At 36.7% G+C, this 15,158-nt stretch carries 13 protein-coding genes; 5 read left to right on the top strand and 8 right to left on the bottom strand.

Annotated features, from left to right (window positions below):
* Nucleotides 1-38: 38 nt before the first annotated feature.
* The 6 genes from ACYUCW_RS00295 to ACYUCW_RS00320 all read right to left on the bottom strand — a co-directional run bounded on the left by ACYUCW_RS00295 (nt 39) and on the right by ACYUCW_RS00320 (nt 5,878).
* Nucleotides 39-1,187: an aminomethyltransferase family protein gene (locus tag ACYUCW_RS00295; protein ID WP_004250043.1), complete on the bottom strand. Its 1,149-nt coding sequence runs from the start codon at nt 1,185-1,187 to the stop codon at nt 39-41.
* A gap of 30 nt (nt 1,188-1,217) precedes the next feature.
* The gene (locus ACYUCW_RS00300) at nt 1,218-1,538 is read right to left on the bottom strand and encodes an acyl carrier protein (protein WP_004246773.1); all 321 of its coding nucleotides are present in this window, start codon (nt 1,536-1,538) and stop codon (nt 1,218-1,220) included.
* A 12-nt stretch (nt 1,539-1,550) separates the two neighbouring features.
* Nucleotides 1,551-2,129 carry a hotdog family protein gene (locus tag ACYUCW_RS00305; protein WP_004250041.1) on the bottom strand — a complete coding sequence of 193 codons (579 nt, stop codon included), beginning with the start codon at nt 2,127-2,129 and terminating at the stop codon, nt 1,551-1,553.
* A gap of 12 nt (nt 2,130-2,141) precedes the next feature.
* Nucleotides 2,142-2,897, bottom strand: coding sequence for an SDR family oxidoreductase (locus ACYUCW_RS00310; protein ID WP_004250039.1), 756 nt, complete (start codon nt 2,895-2,897; stop codon nt 2,142-2,144).
* A 21-nt stretch (nt 2,898-2,918) separates the two neighbouring features.
* Nucleotides 2,919-3,287 (bottom strand): holo-ACP synthase, encoded by a 369-nt coding sequence (gene acpS / locus ACYUCW_RS00315; RefSeq protein WP_004246770.1) that lies wholly within the window; start codon nt 3,285-3,287, stop codon nt 2,919-2,921.
* 74 nt (nt 3,288-3,361) lie between these two features.
* On the bottom strand, nt 3,362-5,878 hold the full coding sequence (locus tag ACYUCW_RS00320; protein WP_049195158.1) for a two-partner secretion domain-containing protein: 2,517 nt from the start codon (nt 5,876-5,878) through the stop codon (nt 3,362-3,364).
* Nucleotides 5,879-6,329: 451 nt separating this feature from the next.
* Between ACYUCW_RS00320 and ACYUCW_RS00325 the strand changes: the two genes are divergently transcribed.
* On the top strand, nt 6,330-7,688 hold the full coding sequence (locus ACYUCW_RS00325; protein ID WP_460408026.1) for an NCS2 family permease: 1,359 nt from the start codon (nt 6,330-6,332) through the stop codon (nt 7,686-7,688).
* A gap of 75 nt (nt 7,689-7,763) precedes the next feature.
* On the opposite strand, the gene ACYUCW_RS00330 is transcribed toward ACYUCW_RS00325, so the two are convergent.
* Entirely contained in the window at nt 7,764-8,312 is a 549-nt protein-coding gene (locus ACYUCW_RS00330; protein WP_110706872.1) for a GNAT family N-acetyltransferase, read from the bottom strand.
* Nucleotides 8,313-8,325: 13 nt separating this feature from the next.
* Nucleotides 8,326-9,789 (bottom strand): glycosyltransferase family 39 protein, encoded by a 1,464-nt coding sequence (locus tag ACYUCW_RS00335; protein WP_026164605.1) that lies wholly within the window; start codon nt 9,787-9,789, stop codon nt 8,326-8,328.
* Nucleotides 9,790-9,978: 189 nt separating this feature from the next.
* Here ACYUCW_RS00335 and yihI point away from each other — a divergent pair, with 189 nt between their 5' ends.
* From yihI to feoB, 4 genes are all read left to right on the top strand, one after another.
* On the top strand, nt 9,979-10,479 hold the full coding sequence (yihI, locus tag ACYUCW_RS00340) for a Der GTPase-activating protein YihI (RefSeq protein WP_004249060.1): 501 nt from the start codon (nt 9,979-9,981) through the stop codon (nt 10,477-10,479).
* Nucleotides 10,480-10,692: 213 nt separating this feature from the next.
* Entirely contained in the window at nt 10,693-12,141 is a 1,449-nt protein-coding gene (locus tag ACYUCW_RS00345) for a DUF4026 domain-containing protein (RefSeq protein WP_004249059.1), read from the top strand.
* Nucleotides 12,142-12,533: 392 nt separating this feature from the next.
* The gene (feoA, locus tag ACYUCW_RS00350) at nt 12,534-12,770 is read left to right on the top strand and encodes a ferrous iron transporter A (RefSeq protein ID WP_004246763.1); all 237 of its coding nucleotides are present in this window, start codon (nt 12,534-12,536) and stop codon (nt 12,768-12,770) included.
* A gap of 49 nt (nt 12,771-12,819) precedes the next feature.
* Nucleotides 12,820-15,150, top strand: coding sequence for a Fe(2+) transporter permease subunit FeoB (gene feoB, locus ACYUCW_RS00355; protein ID WP_087726327.1), 2,331 nt, complete (start codon nt 12,820-12,822; stop codon nt 15,148-15,150).
* Nucleotides 15,151-15,158 lie beyond the last annotated feature (8 nt).

Here is a 15,158-nt window from a genome sequence, read left to right on the forward strand (position 1 = left end):
TGTTTAATAAATATCTTTGCTATAAATTTAATCTTTCATTATTGATGTCTTTCAAGATAACTATCTTCGGTTGGATTAATTATTAAACTTAAATTATTAACAAAGGGAATACTCGTTGTGATAAAATCAATATCACCATAAGCCGTTTTTATTTTATAGTCATCAATATCAACATAAGCAAATTCTCGTTTTAATAATATTCTAGCAATATGTTCTTTTAATATAAAAGAGTATCCCACTTGAATAACTACGCCTATTTGTTCATTTTGGTAATAGATTGCATCGCCTTGTAAAATTGCAGCATTCTGAGGCATATTAATTATTCTTGCGCCCACTATTTTCTGATCTACCCCATTATCAGCACGTTGTTTTATTGCATCTTGACCAATAAATACATCTTTATCGTAACTAATCGCCCATTGCATTTGTAACTCAATAGGACAGCGACTAAAAGGATTAATCACTTGAGGCTCCCAACAAGGGTTTTCTAGTCGTATATTTTTTAAATCATCAACCCCGCCAATCTTTAAATCAAATTTCTCAGATAAAGTGCATAAATGTCGCCAAATAGACATTAACTTCTCTTCATCTCCCATAATGTGATAACAATATTCACCGTGTTTACCAACACGCATAGTAATGACATCTTCATCAACATACATAAACTCATGAAAAGGTAATCCAATAATATCCATACCGACGATTTCAGATAAAATTTCCCAAGCATAGGGGCCTTCTAGACAGATCATACGCCAATCTGGAGTAAGAGAAGCGATAGCATCAATTAGGTAGCATTCACCCCATTCATCTTGCTTATCTAATACTTTTTTTATCTGCTGGCATATGGCATCACTATTCATCCACTCTGAAATTAAAAAATAGTGTTCATTATCACATAGTACATAGGCATCACTTATTATTTTCCCTTCTTTATCTAGCAACAATGTATAAAGTAGTTGTTCATCACGAATAGATGAAATGTCTGCAGAAATAAGATAATTGAGTAACCGCCAAGCATCTTCACCAGAAATTTTCACCATGCCATAATGAGAAAAGTCTGTCATTAATATGCTATTTCTTACCGAGAAATAAGCCTCATGTTCATTAGTATAACGTTTGGGAAGTGTCACTCCATTATATTCACCGAATAATACATTCGCTTTATTTTCCATTTCAAAGTATTTCATAACATCTCCAATAAATAAAAATGATATAACTTAATTATTATTACTCTCATTTTTTTCTTGTTTTTCTCGCTGTTTATTTAAAATAAAGGTTGTTAGGCTATTTATTGTTCTCATATAAGAAGGATCATCACCTTCTGTAACTTGAATATTAAATTCATCATTAAGAAAGACAATTATCTCTGTGGCATCAACAGAATCTAATTTTAAACCACTACCAAATAACGGAGTATCATCATCAATTTGATTAATACTCTTATTTAAATTGAGTCGTTCAATAAGCCCTTCTTTGACTCGCTTTAACATTTTTTTTCTTTGTTCAATTTTTTCATTTAACTTATCGTCATTTTCCATACTATTAATATCCTAATTTTTATTTTGTTCAGAATGATTATATTCTCTGAAATTAACTATGGTGCCATTAGCAATAATTTTCTTTCCCACTCTTGCCTCAACAGAATAGTGTTTAAAATTGCTTTTATCAGAAAATAATAGAATGCTTGTTATCTCTATGGTATCCCCTGGGTAAGCAGCATTTTTATACCTTAAATTTTGTGAGGCCAATACACCGGAAATCTTTCTTCGATGCTGAATTAAAATTCGTTCTGATCTCGGCTCATTGAGGGCTTTGGCTATTTCTTTAAATGTAGTTAATTCAATATTGTGTTCTATTTTATAAATTGAACAAAAGTCATCAATAAAAGATAAATACTCACTCGTTTGACCAAAGATTTCCGCCACCATAACCCCTGGCATAACAGGATCGGTTGGAAAATGTCCTAATAAATAGGGATCATTAAAGGTGACATGTTTAATCGTTTTGATAATAGGTTTTTCACTAGGGACAAAATCGACTATCCTATCAACCATAATGGTCGGTTGTCGCCATGCGCCTAATTTTAAAAATAGTGTAGGAGGCAATAACGATTGATTATAGAGACTCATAAGGGTTACCTCTCATCGCATCACCATCCCACCATCAACGATTAATGTTTGCCCAACAATATAGCTCGATGCCTCGGAGCTTAAAAATACAATGGTATTGGCAACTTCAGCACTTGCTCCCAATCGTTGTAATGGAATAACCGATTTAATATGACGGACGACTTGGCGTGACACTTTTTTGACCATGTCAGACTCAATCATACCTGGTGCCACCGCATTGACTCGAATTCCTTTACCTGCCAACTCTGCAGCCAACGTATGAGTAAAACCTATAATTCCAGCCTTAGCGGCGCTATAGTTACTTTGCCCAATACTTGGAACAATCCCTGCAATAGAAGCAACATTAATAATGGTCGCTTTTTCTGCCGATCTTAATAAAAGCAATAACTGTTTAGTAAATTGACAAGTTCCTAATAAATTGGTTTTAATAACATATTCAAATTCACTTATATTTATAGCAGAAAATAATTCATCTTTAATCACACCTGCATTGTTGATTAATATATGAATAGCATTAGCATATGCCTTTAGTTTATCTAAAAAATCATGAATTGATTTATCATTATTGATATCACATTGTAATATATGTAAGCGCTGACAATATTCACTCTCTTTTTTTAGCTTATCTAAGTTATTTCTATTTTGGTGATATAATGCATAAACATGACACTGCTGTTCAAGGTATTTCTGGCAAATTGCAATACCTATATCACCATTAGCTCCTGTAACAATCACATTCTTATTCTTTAGATCAGAATATATAAACATAATAAAACACCTATAAAAGCATCAATTAAAAATTGCAACAGCGACAGCATAATGATCACAATGAGAAATACTTAATAATGATTGGGTTATTTTTTTCTGCTTTAATAAATTAGAAAAATGGCCTGTAAAAAAATAACAAGGTGCGCCATATTCATCATGCCTTATTTCAATATCATGAAATAAAATCCCCAAACGAAATCCTGTACCTATTGCTTTTACAGCGGCTTCTTTAGCAGCCCAAAACCCTGCAACACGATGATAATTTTCATGAATTCTACCGATACTGTTTCTTTCATATTCAGTTAATAATCGCTGAGTTAACGGTTCACCACTTCTACATATTGCAATAGCCACCTTTTTTATTTCTATAATATCAGTTCCTATTCCCATATTATTTCATACTCAAGATGGTGTATCCTTTGATCTATGAGCGACAAAATATCGCTCATAGATAGGCTAAAATGTTATTTATTTAACGGCCCGACAACTTTACCTTTATTAGTAAAAGTGCCTTTATTATCGATAGTAATACTTTCTCTACCAACAATAATACCTGATTTTTCATTAGTAATATTCTCACCAGAAATAGTCGTGTCTTTTATTGAATTAAGAATACCGCGATTAATAATATTTCCTGTCACACCTAATTCGAAACTATTTTTACCTGACATAATACTATTGCTGGCATTGGTATATTTACCATTTATATTTACACGTAAATGTTCTACACCAGAAATGACGCCATTGTTTTCAAAATCACGATTAACCGTCACTTCAGTATCACCACTCGACGCAATAACACCTTTTAAGGTATTACTTTCAACCGAACCTGTACTGTTATTTTTCAGTGTATCGGTTTGTAGTGTTAATTTATCCTGGCCAAACAATGTGCCTTGTGAATTGGTAAAGGTGCTTGTCACTACAGAGGCATTTTTATGTGATGCAATAGTACCACTGGTATTATCAACAGAGGTGAATTTAAGCTCCATATCCCCATTTTCTGTTACAATACGTCCTTTATTACTCACTAATTTATTACCGCTTAATTTCATTTCTCCTTTACTAATTAATCCCCCTTTCTGATCAGGTTGCCCCAGATAAAAGCCCATTTCTGTTTTGAAATCTAAACTGCTGTTATTCGTCAGTTCTGGTGTATCAATCTCTAATTTCTGTTCAGTGATCACAAATCCTGATGTGTTATTAAATTTATCTGTTTTAAAATAAATAGCGTCTCCTTTAATAACACCTTTATTATTATTTATATAAGGCGCACTGATGGTAACGCTATCGCCTTCTAAGTAAAAAACACCAAAGTTATTATCTAATGTCTGGGAGAAAGTCACATTAGCACCAGTTTTAGATGCTAAGCCACCATAGAGGTTTTTGATCTTATCACTACTAAATGTCAAGTATCCCCCTGATTTTATATGTCCCCATTTATTGGTAATGTCGCCTTTGTTAGTGAAGTTCATATCGCCATCGGTGGCAATAATCCCTTGGTCATTATTCAGTCCAGCAATATTAACTGTCATACCATCCAGACCACTAAGAATACCTAATGAATCATCGCTAGCAGTATCTGCCGTCATGCCGGTATTTTTCAGTGCCTTACCATTAGTATCAATTTCAACACGAGTAACTGAGCGTAGACGACTATGGGTATTATTCATTGCGCCACTATTAATACTAATATCCCCTGACGCATCAATATAAGCATCAATATTATTGAAATCTTTTAGGTTAGTATTAATATCAATGACACTTTTAGAATTGATTTCACCCTCTTTATTATTAAATAAGCCACTATTAATCTTAATACCATTAGTAGCAGAAATACCGACGCCTTCACCGACCGTTGCAGTATTCGTTATTGGTTTACCGTTTGTCTGAATATCTAATTTATCTTTACTTGCAATATAGGAGGCATTGTTTTTAAATTCACCACTATTGATAGTTACATTTCCATCCGCAGAAATATTACCACCAGAGATATTATCAACTTTCGCTTCTTTTGTTTCTATTGAGATAGTTTTAGTACTTTGTATTTCACCAGTACTATTTGTAACACCTTTATCGAAAGCAAAATAGATATCCCCCTCAGATAAGAAGTTACCTTTATTATTATCAAGTGCACCGCTATGAATAAGCTCGATCCCTCCCCCAGCAGTTTCAACATTACCATTATTTTTCAGTGGTGAGTTAGCTTCAGTACCTATAAATTTTAGCGATGAGCTTCTCACTCCTGCATTCTTGACTATCTGCAAACTATATTTACTAGCAACGCCTGTTGGCTTTTGTGCAACCACCGTATTATCTTGTGCTTTAACTTCATTAGCGCCAGTTATCACATTCACATTAATACCAGATGCATCAAGAGGCGTTTCAATGGAAACATTGCGGGCAATTAAATCAATCTGTTGCGCACTTTTATCAAAAGTGGCATTACCTTTAACAGTAATATTCCCTTTTTCCACTTTATAACTATCAACGGTATCATTTTGTGTATTCACTTTCCCAGTAGTCAACACAACACGGTCAGCACTAAGAAAGTTACAGCTACTACAAATAATTCCAGCAGGATTAGATAAAATAACCCGTGCTTTTGTTCCGGCCACCTCAACAGGGCCATTTAACGTAATGGCTTTTTTAGCATTAACCTCAAGAGTAATCTCTTTTGCCGCACCGCTAGATAAATTACTATTACCGTCAATATGCCCCGATAATTGAGTATCAGCGCCATCAGGACTATTATTTAATATTAACCCTGCTTCAGAAACATCAAAACTGGTTAATGAATTACTGGAATAGCCATTAATCGCTGCGGCAATATTAAGAATATCAACACTACTATTTTTTTGCTGTTGTTGCACAACAATATGAGCAGACGGATCCGCCTGTACTACAGTCGCCATATTTAACGTTGATAATACAGAGAAAACTAATAAATTAATTTTAAAAGAAACAATTTTTTTCCTATTCATTATAATTACCTTATATTAAGCACAAAAGTTAATTAAATAATAAGATCTCTCTTTATTTAAAAGATCTATTAAGCACTAACAGGTGACAAATAAAATATAAAACAAAAAATCGATTGAAATTTACTGGTGAGTTAACTTTAGAGAAATATATTTATTTGGCAATAGGAAAGCATATTCATAATTAATTAGATCCCGAACTAAATAAAATGAAAACAATATAAATAATTACTCTGATAAAAATAATACCAATAGAGATATCATTTTATTTCTAATAACAAGCATTATTACTATAGGTATTAATGCTTAATTAAAACCTATACCTCCTTTATCTCTACAACACTTTTTCGTGATATGTTCGTCTTAAAACGCAATCGATTACTTTTTAGGTGCAGTTTCTAATTTATTTGTGTAGGATAAAGCGAAAAACATTTTTTTTTGGGATCTTTTGTCTATGAGCATGTCACCACCAAATTCTGCTCCGCAGAGTTTGCTCCAACGCCTGTTTAAACTTCAGGAACACGGCACCACGGTTCGCACAGAACTGATCGCCGGTGTCACCACTTTTTTAACCATGGTTTACATTATCTTTGTTAACCCACAAATTCTTGCTGCAGCCCATATGGATATTAAAGCAGTGTTTGTTACTACCTGCTTAATTGCCGCGTTCGGTAGTATTTTAATGGGACTGGTGGCTAATCTACCTATCGCCGTCGCACCCGCGATGGGTCTAAATGCCTTTTTTGCCTTTGTCGTAGTAGGAGCGATGGGGTATTCATGGCAAGTGGCCATGGGCGCTATTTTTTGGGGCGCAGTAGGTCTCTTTTTGCTTACTCTCTTTCGTATACGCTATTGGATAATAGCGCATATTCCGCTTAGTTTACGTGTTGGGATCACCAGCGGTATCGGTCTGTTTATTGCCATGATGGGCCTAAAAAACTCTGGGATCATTATTCCTAACAACGACACCATTGTGACTATCGGTAATTTTGCCTCCCACAATGTGTTATTAGGTGCTCTAGGCTTTTTTATTATCGCCATCCTTGCGGCTCGTAATATTCATGCGGCAATCTTAATATCGATTATTATCACTACGGTGATTGGCCTGTTATTAGGGGATGTTCAATATCAAGGTATCTTTGATATCCCCCCTTCTATTGCTCCCGTTGTAGGGCAGGTTGATATTGTTGGCGCATTAGATATTGGCTTGTCTGGGGTTATCTTTGCTTTTATGTTGGTTAACTTATTTGACTCATCCGGTACATTAATTGGTGTCACCGATAAGGCGGGTTTAACTGACGATAAAGGTAAATTTCCACGGATGAAACAAGCGCTCTATGTAGATAGTTTAAGTTCTGTCGCAGGCTCCGCCATGGGGACATCATCTGTTACCGCATTTATTGAAAGTACCTCTGGTGTTTCTGTTGGTGGTCGTACCGGATTAACTGCAGTTGTGGTCGGTATTCTTTTCTTACTCGCCATTTTCTTATCACCACTGGCTGGAATGGTGCCAAGCTACGCTACCGCAGGGGCATTAATTTACGTCGGGGTGCTGATGACCTCCAGCTTAACGCGCGTAAAATGGGATGATTTAACTGAATCCGTACCAGCGTTTATTACCGCCGTGATGATGCCATTTAGCTTTTCTATCACCGAAGGTATCGCCCTTGGCTTTATCGCCTATTGTGTGATGAAAGTGGGTACTCTACGCTGGAAAGAAATTAATCTCTGTGTGGTGATCGTTTCACTGTTATTTATTCTAAAAATATTATTAATTGACACTCATGTCATTGATTTAAATAATTTATTTTAATATTTAATAAATTAATTTATTGATAATAAAAAAGCACCAATAATATTCATCACTGGTGCTTTTTATTATCTTAAATTACTTGATATAAGTTGGTAGCAACAAACCAAAAATAGCGGAATCAGACACTTCATCACCAACAATCCAGCGTTGCTTTAAATAGCCTTCTTGCTCAAAACCAAGCTTGGTTAATAATGCCCTAGAGGCTTGGTTATCGGGATGTATATCCGCTTCTAAACGGCGTATTGATAGATGTGTTCTTAAATAATCAATAAAAGCAATCATTGCCTCATACATCAACCCTTTTCCTTGAAAGACGTTATCAAGACAATAACCAATTTCACCACGGCAAGAATGGAGATGATGATTGAAGAATACACACATGCCAATAAGTTTATCTGTTGCTTTATCAATAATGGCTAAACGCAGATATTCCTTACGCTCCATATGCGTAATATCCTGAATAATATCTTCCTTCGCTTGTTGTATATTTTGCCAAGGAAGATGGCTCCAATAACGAGTAACCTCAGGAGAGCTCATGATCTGGAACCACTCTTGAGCATCCTTCATGGCAAAAGAGCGTAATAATAATCGCTCTGTTTCAATACGAATATCAGCATAACGCATTTTACAACTTCTCTTATTGCTGTTTAGGCGAGACAAAAGCGATACATACCGGCTCTGCCAGTGCATCAGGCTCAGAGCGAAACATGATCTCTTGAGTATCTGCTATTTTTAAACTCGGCCAATATTGTAATCCCGCATCGAAATGGGCTTTATCACAGTAATACCCCACCGGGCCAATCAATAAGACACCTTTGTCCTCTAATTGCGCCAACGTAATATGACGGTTATAAATATTAGGGGGCTGAACATCTTTCTCGACAATCCAGGGTTGGGCTGATAGCGGTCTATCTTTGCCATAAAAAGTGACCCACTCATGCATATACTCACCCCCTACATAAGATAAAGGCTGATGATAATGCTGATGCCAAGCATTCTCGACATCTTGTACAAAGGTTTTAACACCAATAAACTTTTGACCCGCATTACGCACATTAGCAGCTTGTACTACCGTATAACCAGATACCACTAACATACCAAAAACCGCTAAACCATATAACACACCACGTAATGAACGCTTAGGTATGACGCTAATTGAGCCGACAAAAAGAGCAGTAGCCACTGACATAAAAGGTTGTAACCACTCAGTGATACGTCCCCCTTCATGGAAACTAAACCAAATAAAAATAATCGCTAATGGGAATAGCAAAATAAAATTCAATAATTGACTATCTTGAGAAGTACGCCAACTAACTCGCCCACCATAAAGACGTACAATTCCCCACATTAGTAGCACTGGATAGAAAACCGTTAAAGCGGCACGTAACGTACGTAAATTAAAACGTGCTTCTATTTGTGAGTCGACCCATTTAAAGGCGGCAAAGTCGTTTTGCCACAACCAAATAAAATTAGGTATGACAAACGCCAACCAAATAGCTATCGCAAAGTAAAAATAAGGGGAGCGATAGCTTTGACGAACTTTAGGTACTAATACGCTTAATAAGAATACCGCACCAATCAGGGCTAATGAGGAGTATTTCCCCATAGTAGCCACCCCCATCACTGCAGCGAATCCACACCAATATTTGGGGTTGTCATTGATAGCGCATAAAAAGAAATAGAGCGCCCAAGGCCAGCAACCCACTAAAATATAATTATCGTTATAAGGAATGATATCGAAATTAATAATTCCTGATAAATTTAAACCTAACATGGCAAACCAAGCTAGGTGATAATTTTTGGTTAACTTATAGGCTAAATTCCAAACACCTAATAAGCCGATGGCTATCATCACAAAGTGGATAAAATACCAATAAAAGCTAAAATCAATACCACCATAAATGGCTGGCCACATAATAAAACCAACAAACCAAGGGTTTTTAGGTGAGCCCCAACCGCCATTAGTACCCCAGTTAACCGCTTCTACGGCATCATAAGGTACGGTGGGATCAAATAAATAGCTGACGATAATCCATAAAACCGCATAACCAATTATCCACCAATAAACTGGTTTGCGTAATCGAGCAAATGATAATGTCATAATAAACAGAATGTTAAGTTAATTAGTTTAAATTTATAGTTAATTGCTATCACAATACAGTAAAGTATAGTAAACCGAGCGCTACATTGTACGTGAGTAAATATTAAATTGTCTTAAATTCGTGCTTTTATCGCAAAATAGTTTCTGATAGATTGCGCAACCAATAAGATCACAAATCGAGTTACCATTATGAATATGATTAAAAGAAAACCCGCAGCTAAAACGCGTAAAAAAACACGTGAAGAGCTAAATGCAGAAGGACGTGAACGTAAGCGCCAGAAAAAGCATCGTGGCAATCCTGCTGGTAACCGTCAGCAGGAAGCGATGAAAAAAGAGCAAGCGCAAACCAATGAACAGAAAGATCCACGTATTGGTAGTAAAAAACCAATTCCACTCATCGTGGATAATCAGGCGCCTAAAGTAGATAAGAAAAAATCCGCGCCAACAAAAATGGAGCCTATGCGCTTATCGTTAGAAGAAGAGTTAGCACTCTTAGAGAATGATACTCGTTTAGATGAATTACTCTCTCGTCTGGAAGAAGGGGGTAAACTCAATCCTGAAGAGCAAGCTTATACTGAAAAAACCCTTGATCGCATCGATGCGTTAATGGCGGAATTAGGCATTGAGTTTGAAGAAGATGACGATGAAGAAAAAACAGAAGATATTATGCAGTTATTAAAAGGTAAGTAATTTATCGTTACCCTATCTTAATCTGACAGATACCAAATATATATTGGTATCTGTTCATTTCCTTTCTCTCTATTTTAGAGAGTCATAATTAGAAATTATGATTTTTTATTTAAATTTATTTTTTAAATAAAAGCTCAGACAACTCTATCTATTTCTTATTAAATAACCCTGATATTCTATTTTTCTTCTTTTAATATACGAGTAATAATAAGTATGGATAATAAACAACACTATTTAGATATCGCCGCAGGGCAAGGAAAAAAAGAGCCCTCTCGTATAGTGGCATTCCCTGCACAGCCACTAAACTATGCATTGATAGAACAACGCCTAGAGGAACAGACCGAATACACAGATGGTGAGATAAGCTATCTTAGTGATGATCTTGATGAAGGTTTTTTCTATCATTGCCAACATGGCGATGATGAGCTCCATTTTTTTATCTGTCTGCTACCACGATCAGAAGATTATCAAATACGTCCTATGTATGCGACAGATGAGATGACTCCTGAGCTATTAGCCCATGCCAATGCCACCACTCAAGACATCTTATTAGAAACGATGTTCTCTGACACCCTACATCCTTTAGCGAGTTATCGCCATCAGCTCAATCTACTGAACATAATTGCGCCAGAAATGATCCTCGCACTGGATGAATCTGCCGCAGGTAAAGGATTAACTCCCGAATGGATACGCTTTCAATTGGAGACACCCGATCTCTATCCTGAAGTAGAAAGTTTGTATGTTATTCATGCAGTTTACGATACAGAAAATGATCCACCAACCATGTTCTGGTTTCATACCCATGGCTTGCAACGTTGTGGCTTAACTGAAGTTGATTTAGTGATCCCAAGCATGTTGGAATCTTACTACGGTATTCCTGATCTTTTCCGTTGTTTTGTCAATAACAGTATTAACAACCGCCAAATTGAATTTGGCGAGCCGATGCTTTGCGGACAAACTTCGTCAGGGTTAGAATATTTAGTCGCGCTGCCCTTTGAAGAAGGTATACGTCACGTTAATCAGTCCACACCTTTAGATAGTCTTAGACCATTAGAAGAGATGCGTTATAACACTCAAGGGGCACCACATGGCGTATTTCTGGGCGATATGGCTGATAGAGACGAATATCATCAGCACCCATCATCGATGTTATTTAGAACTAATGAAGAAAACCCTATTTTAGAAACTTTCTTTAAAGGTTATGAAGAACAACAAGCCATGATGCTACTACGCAGTAACGAAGAAACCTACGAAATGGCAGAAAAGGCCAAAAGGCGTTGGCAATATTTTCTCTCCATGTTTGATAACTACCATCAGCCCCCCGTAGAGAAAAAAACCGGTTTCTTGGCAAAATTATTAGGTAGTAAAGAGAGCAATGAAGAAACTGAGAGCCCATGGCAATTTATGATTAAGTTTGGTATTCCTTATGGTGATAAGGAAGAAAAAGAGCTTGAGCACATGTGGTTTATCCCTCAGTCTCGAGAAGGTGACCGAATTTATGCTAAGTTACTTAACGTACCATTCTATGTACAAGAAATGGAAGAAGGTGGCATTTATCCCATTGATATTGCGTTCATCACTGATTGGGTTATCTCTTATGAAGGTTATAGTTATACCCCTAATACGATTTATCAACTTTTTAGCCACCAGCAGACTCACTAATCCCACTAATTAAGTAGCACTATTCTCTGCAACGGGATCTGTCAGTATGACCTTGATGATAGATCCCGTTAATAGCATTCACTGATTGTTACACTAATGATGCGCAATTATCTCTAACTGTTACAGTTTGTTTTTTGATGAATAACAGTACAGCCTTCACGGCATTTATCTGATAGCTTTTCGACCATTATTATAAATTAAATTGATGTACATCAAGAGAACACATAGCCATTGTGGGCTAAATTATACTCAATAAAGATGGTTATAATTCTCATTTGCATTAAATATTTACCTAATCACCCTATTTTTCTTGTGCGTTTTCTTTTTAAATGCGTTAATAATTATCAGTATCATTATTTTTTGTATCAATATAATTAGTGGAAGGACGTTTTATGTCTCTCATTCCAAATCATAGCTACAAGATCCTCAGCTATTCCCCGCAAATTAGCCCTGCCTATCGGCAGAAGCTATTATCATTAGGGATGCTGCCAGGCGCTATTTTCAATGTGATCCGTATCGCACCTTTAGGTGATCCTATCCAAATTGAAACTCATCGGGTCTCTTTAATTTTGCGTAAAAAAGATCTCGCTTTGATAAATCTTAGCGAAATCGCTCATAACGAAAAATAACAGCTTATTTATCAACTACTCAGGCAATACAACTACTGGCATCACTATTATGACTCCTCTTACTATTGGTCTTATCGGTAATCCTAATGCGGGTAAAACAACGCTTTTTAATCAGTTAACAGGCTCTCGTCAACGTGTCGGTAACTGGGCGGGTGTTACTGTTGAACGTAAGGTAGGTCGCTTTACAACCAAAAATCATAAAATTGAATTAGTTGACTTACCGGGCACTTATTCTTTAACAACAATTTCAGAACAGACCTCTCTTGATGAGCAAATTGCTTGTCACTTCATCTTAAGTAATGAAGCAGATATGTTGATTAACGTTGTAGATGCTTCCAATCTTGAACGTAATCTTTATCTCACATTACAACTGCTTGAACTCGGTATTCCCTGTATCGTGGCACTAAATATGCTTGATATTGCTGAACACCAAAATATGCAAATTGATATTCAAGCGCTTTCTGAACAACTCGGTTGTCCAGTGATCCCTATGGTATCAACCAAGGCATCAGGGATTGATAAACTGAAAGACACTATTGATAGCTTTCCTGCTACCAAAAGAAAACCCGAAGAGTTACTAACTTCTTATCCAATATGGTTATTAAACGAAGTTGAATCTTTAGCTGAAAAAATTAATCACGATGAATTCAATTTACAGCAACGCCGTTGGATGGCATTACAATGTTTAGAAGGGGATATCTATACTCATCAACGTGCTGAAATTACCTCACAAGAGATAAAAGCCATTCGTCAGCGCATTCAAACTGAGCATAGTAATGAGCCAGAATTAGTGATTGCCGATGCACGTTATCAAAACATTGAGCGTATTTGCCATGCAGTCATTAATATGGAGTTCATTAAGCCCAATCAGCTCACACAAAATATCGATAAAGTGATATTAAATCGCTGGTTAGGTGTTCCTATCTTCTTGTTTGTCATGTATTTAATGTTTGTGCTTGCCATCAATATTGGTGGAGCATTGCAGCCCGCGTTTGAAGGTGGCTCTGAAGCTATCTTTATACATGGGATCCAATGGCTAGGTGCAACATTCAATTTCCCTGAATGGTTAACTATTTTCCTTGCTCAAGGTGTTGGTGGTGGTATTAATACTGTACTCCCTCTGGTACCACAAATCGGCATGATGTATCTCTTTTTATCTATCCTTGAAGACTCTGGCTATATGGCACGTGCTGCTTTCGTGATGGATAGATTAATGCAAGCGCTAGGATTGCCCGGTAAATCCTTTGTACCGCTGATTGTTGGATTTGGTTGTAACGTCCCATCCATTATGGGGGCACGTACTCTAGACGCCCCAAGAGAGCGATTAATTACTATCTTAATGGCTCCCTTTATGTCTTGTGGTGCACGTTTAGCCATATTTGCTGTTTTTGCTGCCGCATTCTTTGGTAAAAATGGCGCCAGCGTGGTTTTTTCACTTTATTTATTAGGGATCCTTGTTGCTATTTTGACGGGTTTACTACTCAAACATACCATTATGCGAGGTGAAGCTTCTCCTTTTGTCATGGAGTTGCCGGTTTATCACGTTCCCCATATCAAAACCTTATTAATACAAACTTGGCAACGTTTAAAAGGCTTTGTTATCCGCGCGGGTAAAGTGATTATCATCGCCAGTATGTTTATTGGTGCATTAAATAGCTTCACTTTTTCCGGTAAAGCGGCTGATAGTATTAATGATTCTGCCCTCGCTTCCGTCAGTAAAGTAATCACTCCGTTATTGCAACCTATTGGTGTGCATAACGATAACTGGCAAGCTACCGTTGGTTTAGTCACTGGGGCAATGGCAAAAGAAGTGGTTGTGGGAACATTAAATACACTGTACACCGCAGAAAGTATTGTTAATGAACCTTTCGTTCCTGAAGAGTTTGATCTATGGGGCGAAATTGGTGACGCCTTTGCTGAAACTTGGGATAGCTTAAAAGAAACCTTTACATTCGCCGCACTTTCCAATCCTATTGAGGCAAGTAAAGGTGATGGTGAAATGGATACGGGGACTATGGGTACCATGGGCAGCAAATTTGGTAGTGCAATAGCGGCCTATAGCTACTTAATTTTCGTTCTACTATATGTGCCTTGTGTCTCCGTAATGGGGGCTATTGCTCGTGAAACCAGTCGTGGTTGGATGACATTCTCTATTCTTTGGGGATTAAATATTGCTTACTCACTTGCCGCGTTATTCTACCAAACAGCGACATTTAGCGAACATCCACAAAGTAGTACCATCACCATTGCTGCTGTATTGATATTTAACTTAATTGTCTTTGTACTATTACGTAAATCTCGTCATCGTCTCAGTTTTAATTTAAGTAACAAACGCTCATTAGCGAAACAGTGCTGTGGTAAACAAGGTAGCTGTCACTAAGTCACAAA

This window comes from Proteus sp. MB838, from assembly GCF_054767435.1.

Excerpts from the sequence above, each read along its gene's own strand:
- ACYUCW_RS00295 (WP_004250043.1), bottom strand. The coding sequence starts at position 1,187 with ATGAAATACTTTGAAATGGAAAATAAAGCGAATGTATTATTCGGTGAA.
- ACYUCW_RS00300 (WP_004246773.1), bottom strand. The coding sequence starts at position 1,538 with ATGGAAAATGACGATAAGTTAAATGAAAAAATTGAACAAAGAAAAAAA.
- ACYUCW_RS00305 (WP_004250041.1), bottom strand. The coding sequence starts at position 2,129 with ATGAGTCTCTATAATCAATCGTTATTGCCTCCTACACTATTTTTAAAA.
- ACYUCW_RS00310 (WP_004250039.1), bottom strand. The coding sequence starts at position 2,897 with ATGTTTATATATTCTGATCTAAAGAATAAGAATGTGATTGTTACAGGA.
- acpS (WP_004246770.1), bottom strand. The coding sequence starts at position 3,287 with ATGGGAATAGGAACTGATATTATAGAAATAAAAAAGGTGGCTATTGCA.
- ACYUCW_RS00320 (WP_049195158.1), bottom strand. The coding sequence starts at position 5,878 with ATGAATAGGAAAAAAATTGTTTCTTTTAAAATTAATTTATTAGTTTTC.
- ACYUCW_RS00325 (WP_460408026.1), top strand. The coding sequence starts at position 6,330 with ATGAGCATGTCACCACCAAATTCTGCTCCGCAGAGTTTGCTCCAACGC.
- ACYUCW_RS00330 (WP_110706872.1), bottom strand. The coding sequence starts at position 8,312 with ATGCGTTATGCTGATATTCGTATTGAAACAGAGCGATTATTATTACGC.
- ACYUCW_RS00335 (WP_026164605.1), bottom strand. The coding sequence starts at position 9,789 with ATGACATTATCATTTGCTCGATTACGCAAACCAGTTTATTGGTGGATA.
- yihI (WP_004249060.1), top strand. The coding sequence starts at position 9,979 with ATGAATATGATTAAAAGAAAACCCGCAGCTAAAACGCGTAAAAAAACA.
- ACYUCW_RS00345 (WP_004249059.1), top strand. The coding sequence starts at position 10,693 with ATGGATAATAAACAACACTATTTAGATATCGCCGCAGGGCAAGGAAAA.
- feoA (WP_004246763.1), top strand. The coding sequence starts at position 12,534 with ATGTCTCTCATTCCAAATCATAGCTACAAGATCCTCAGCTATTCCCCG.
- feoB (WP_087726327.1), top strand. The coding sequence starts at position 12,820 with ATGACTCCTCTTACTATTGGTCTTATCGGTAATCCTAATGCGGGTAAA.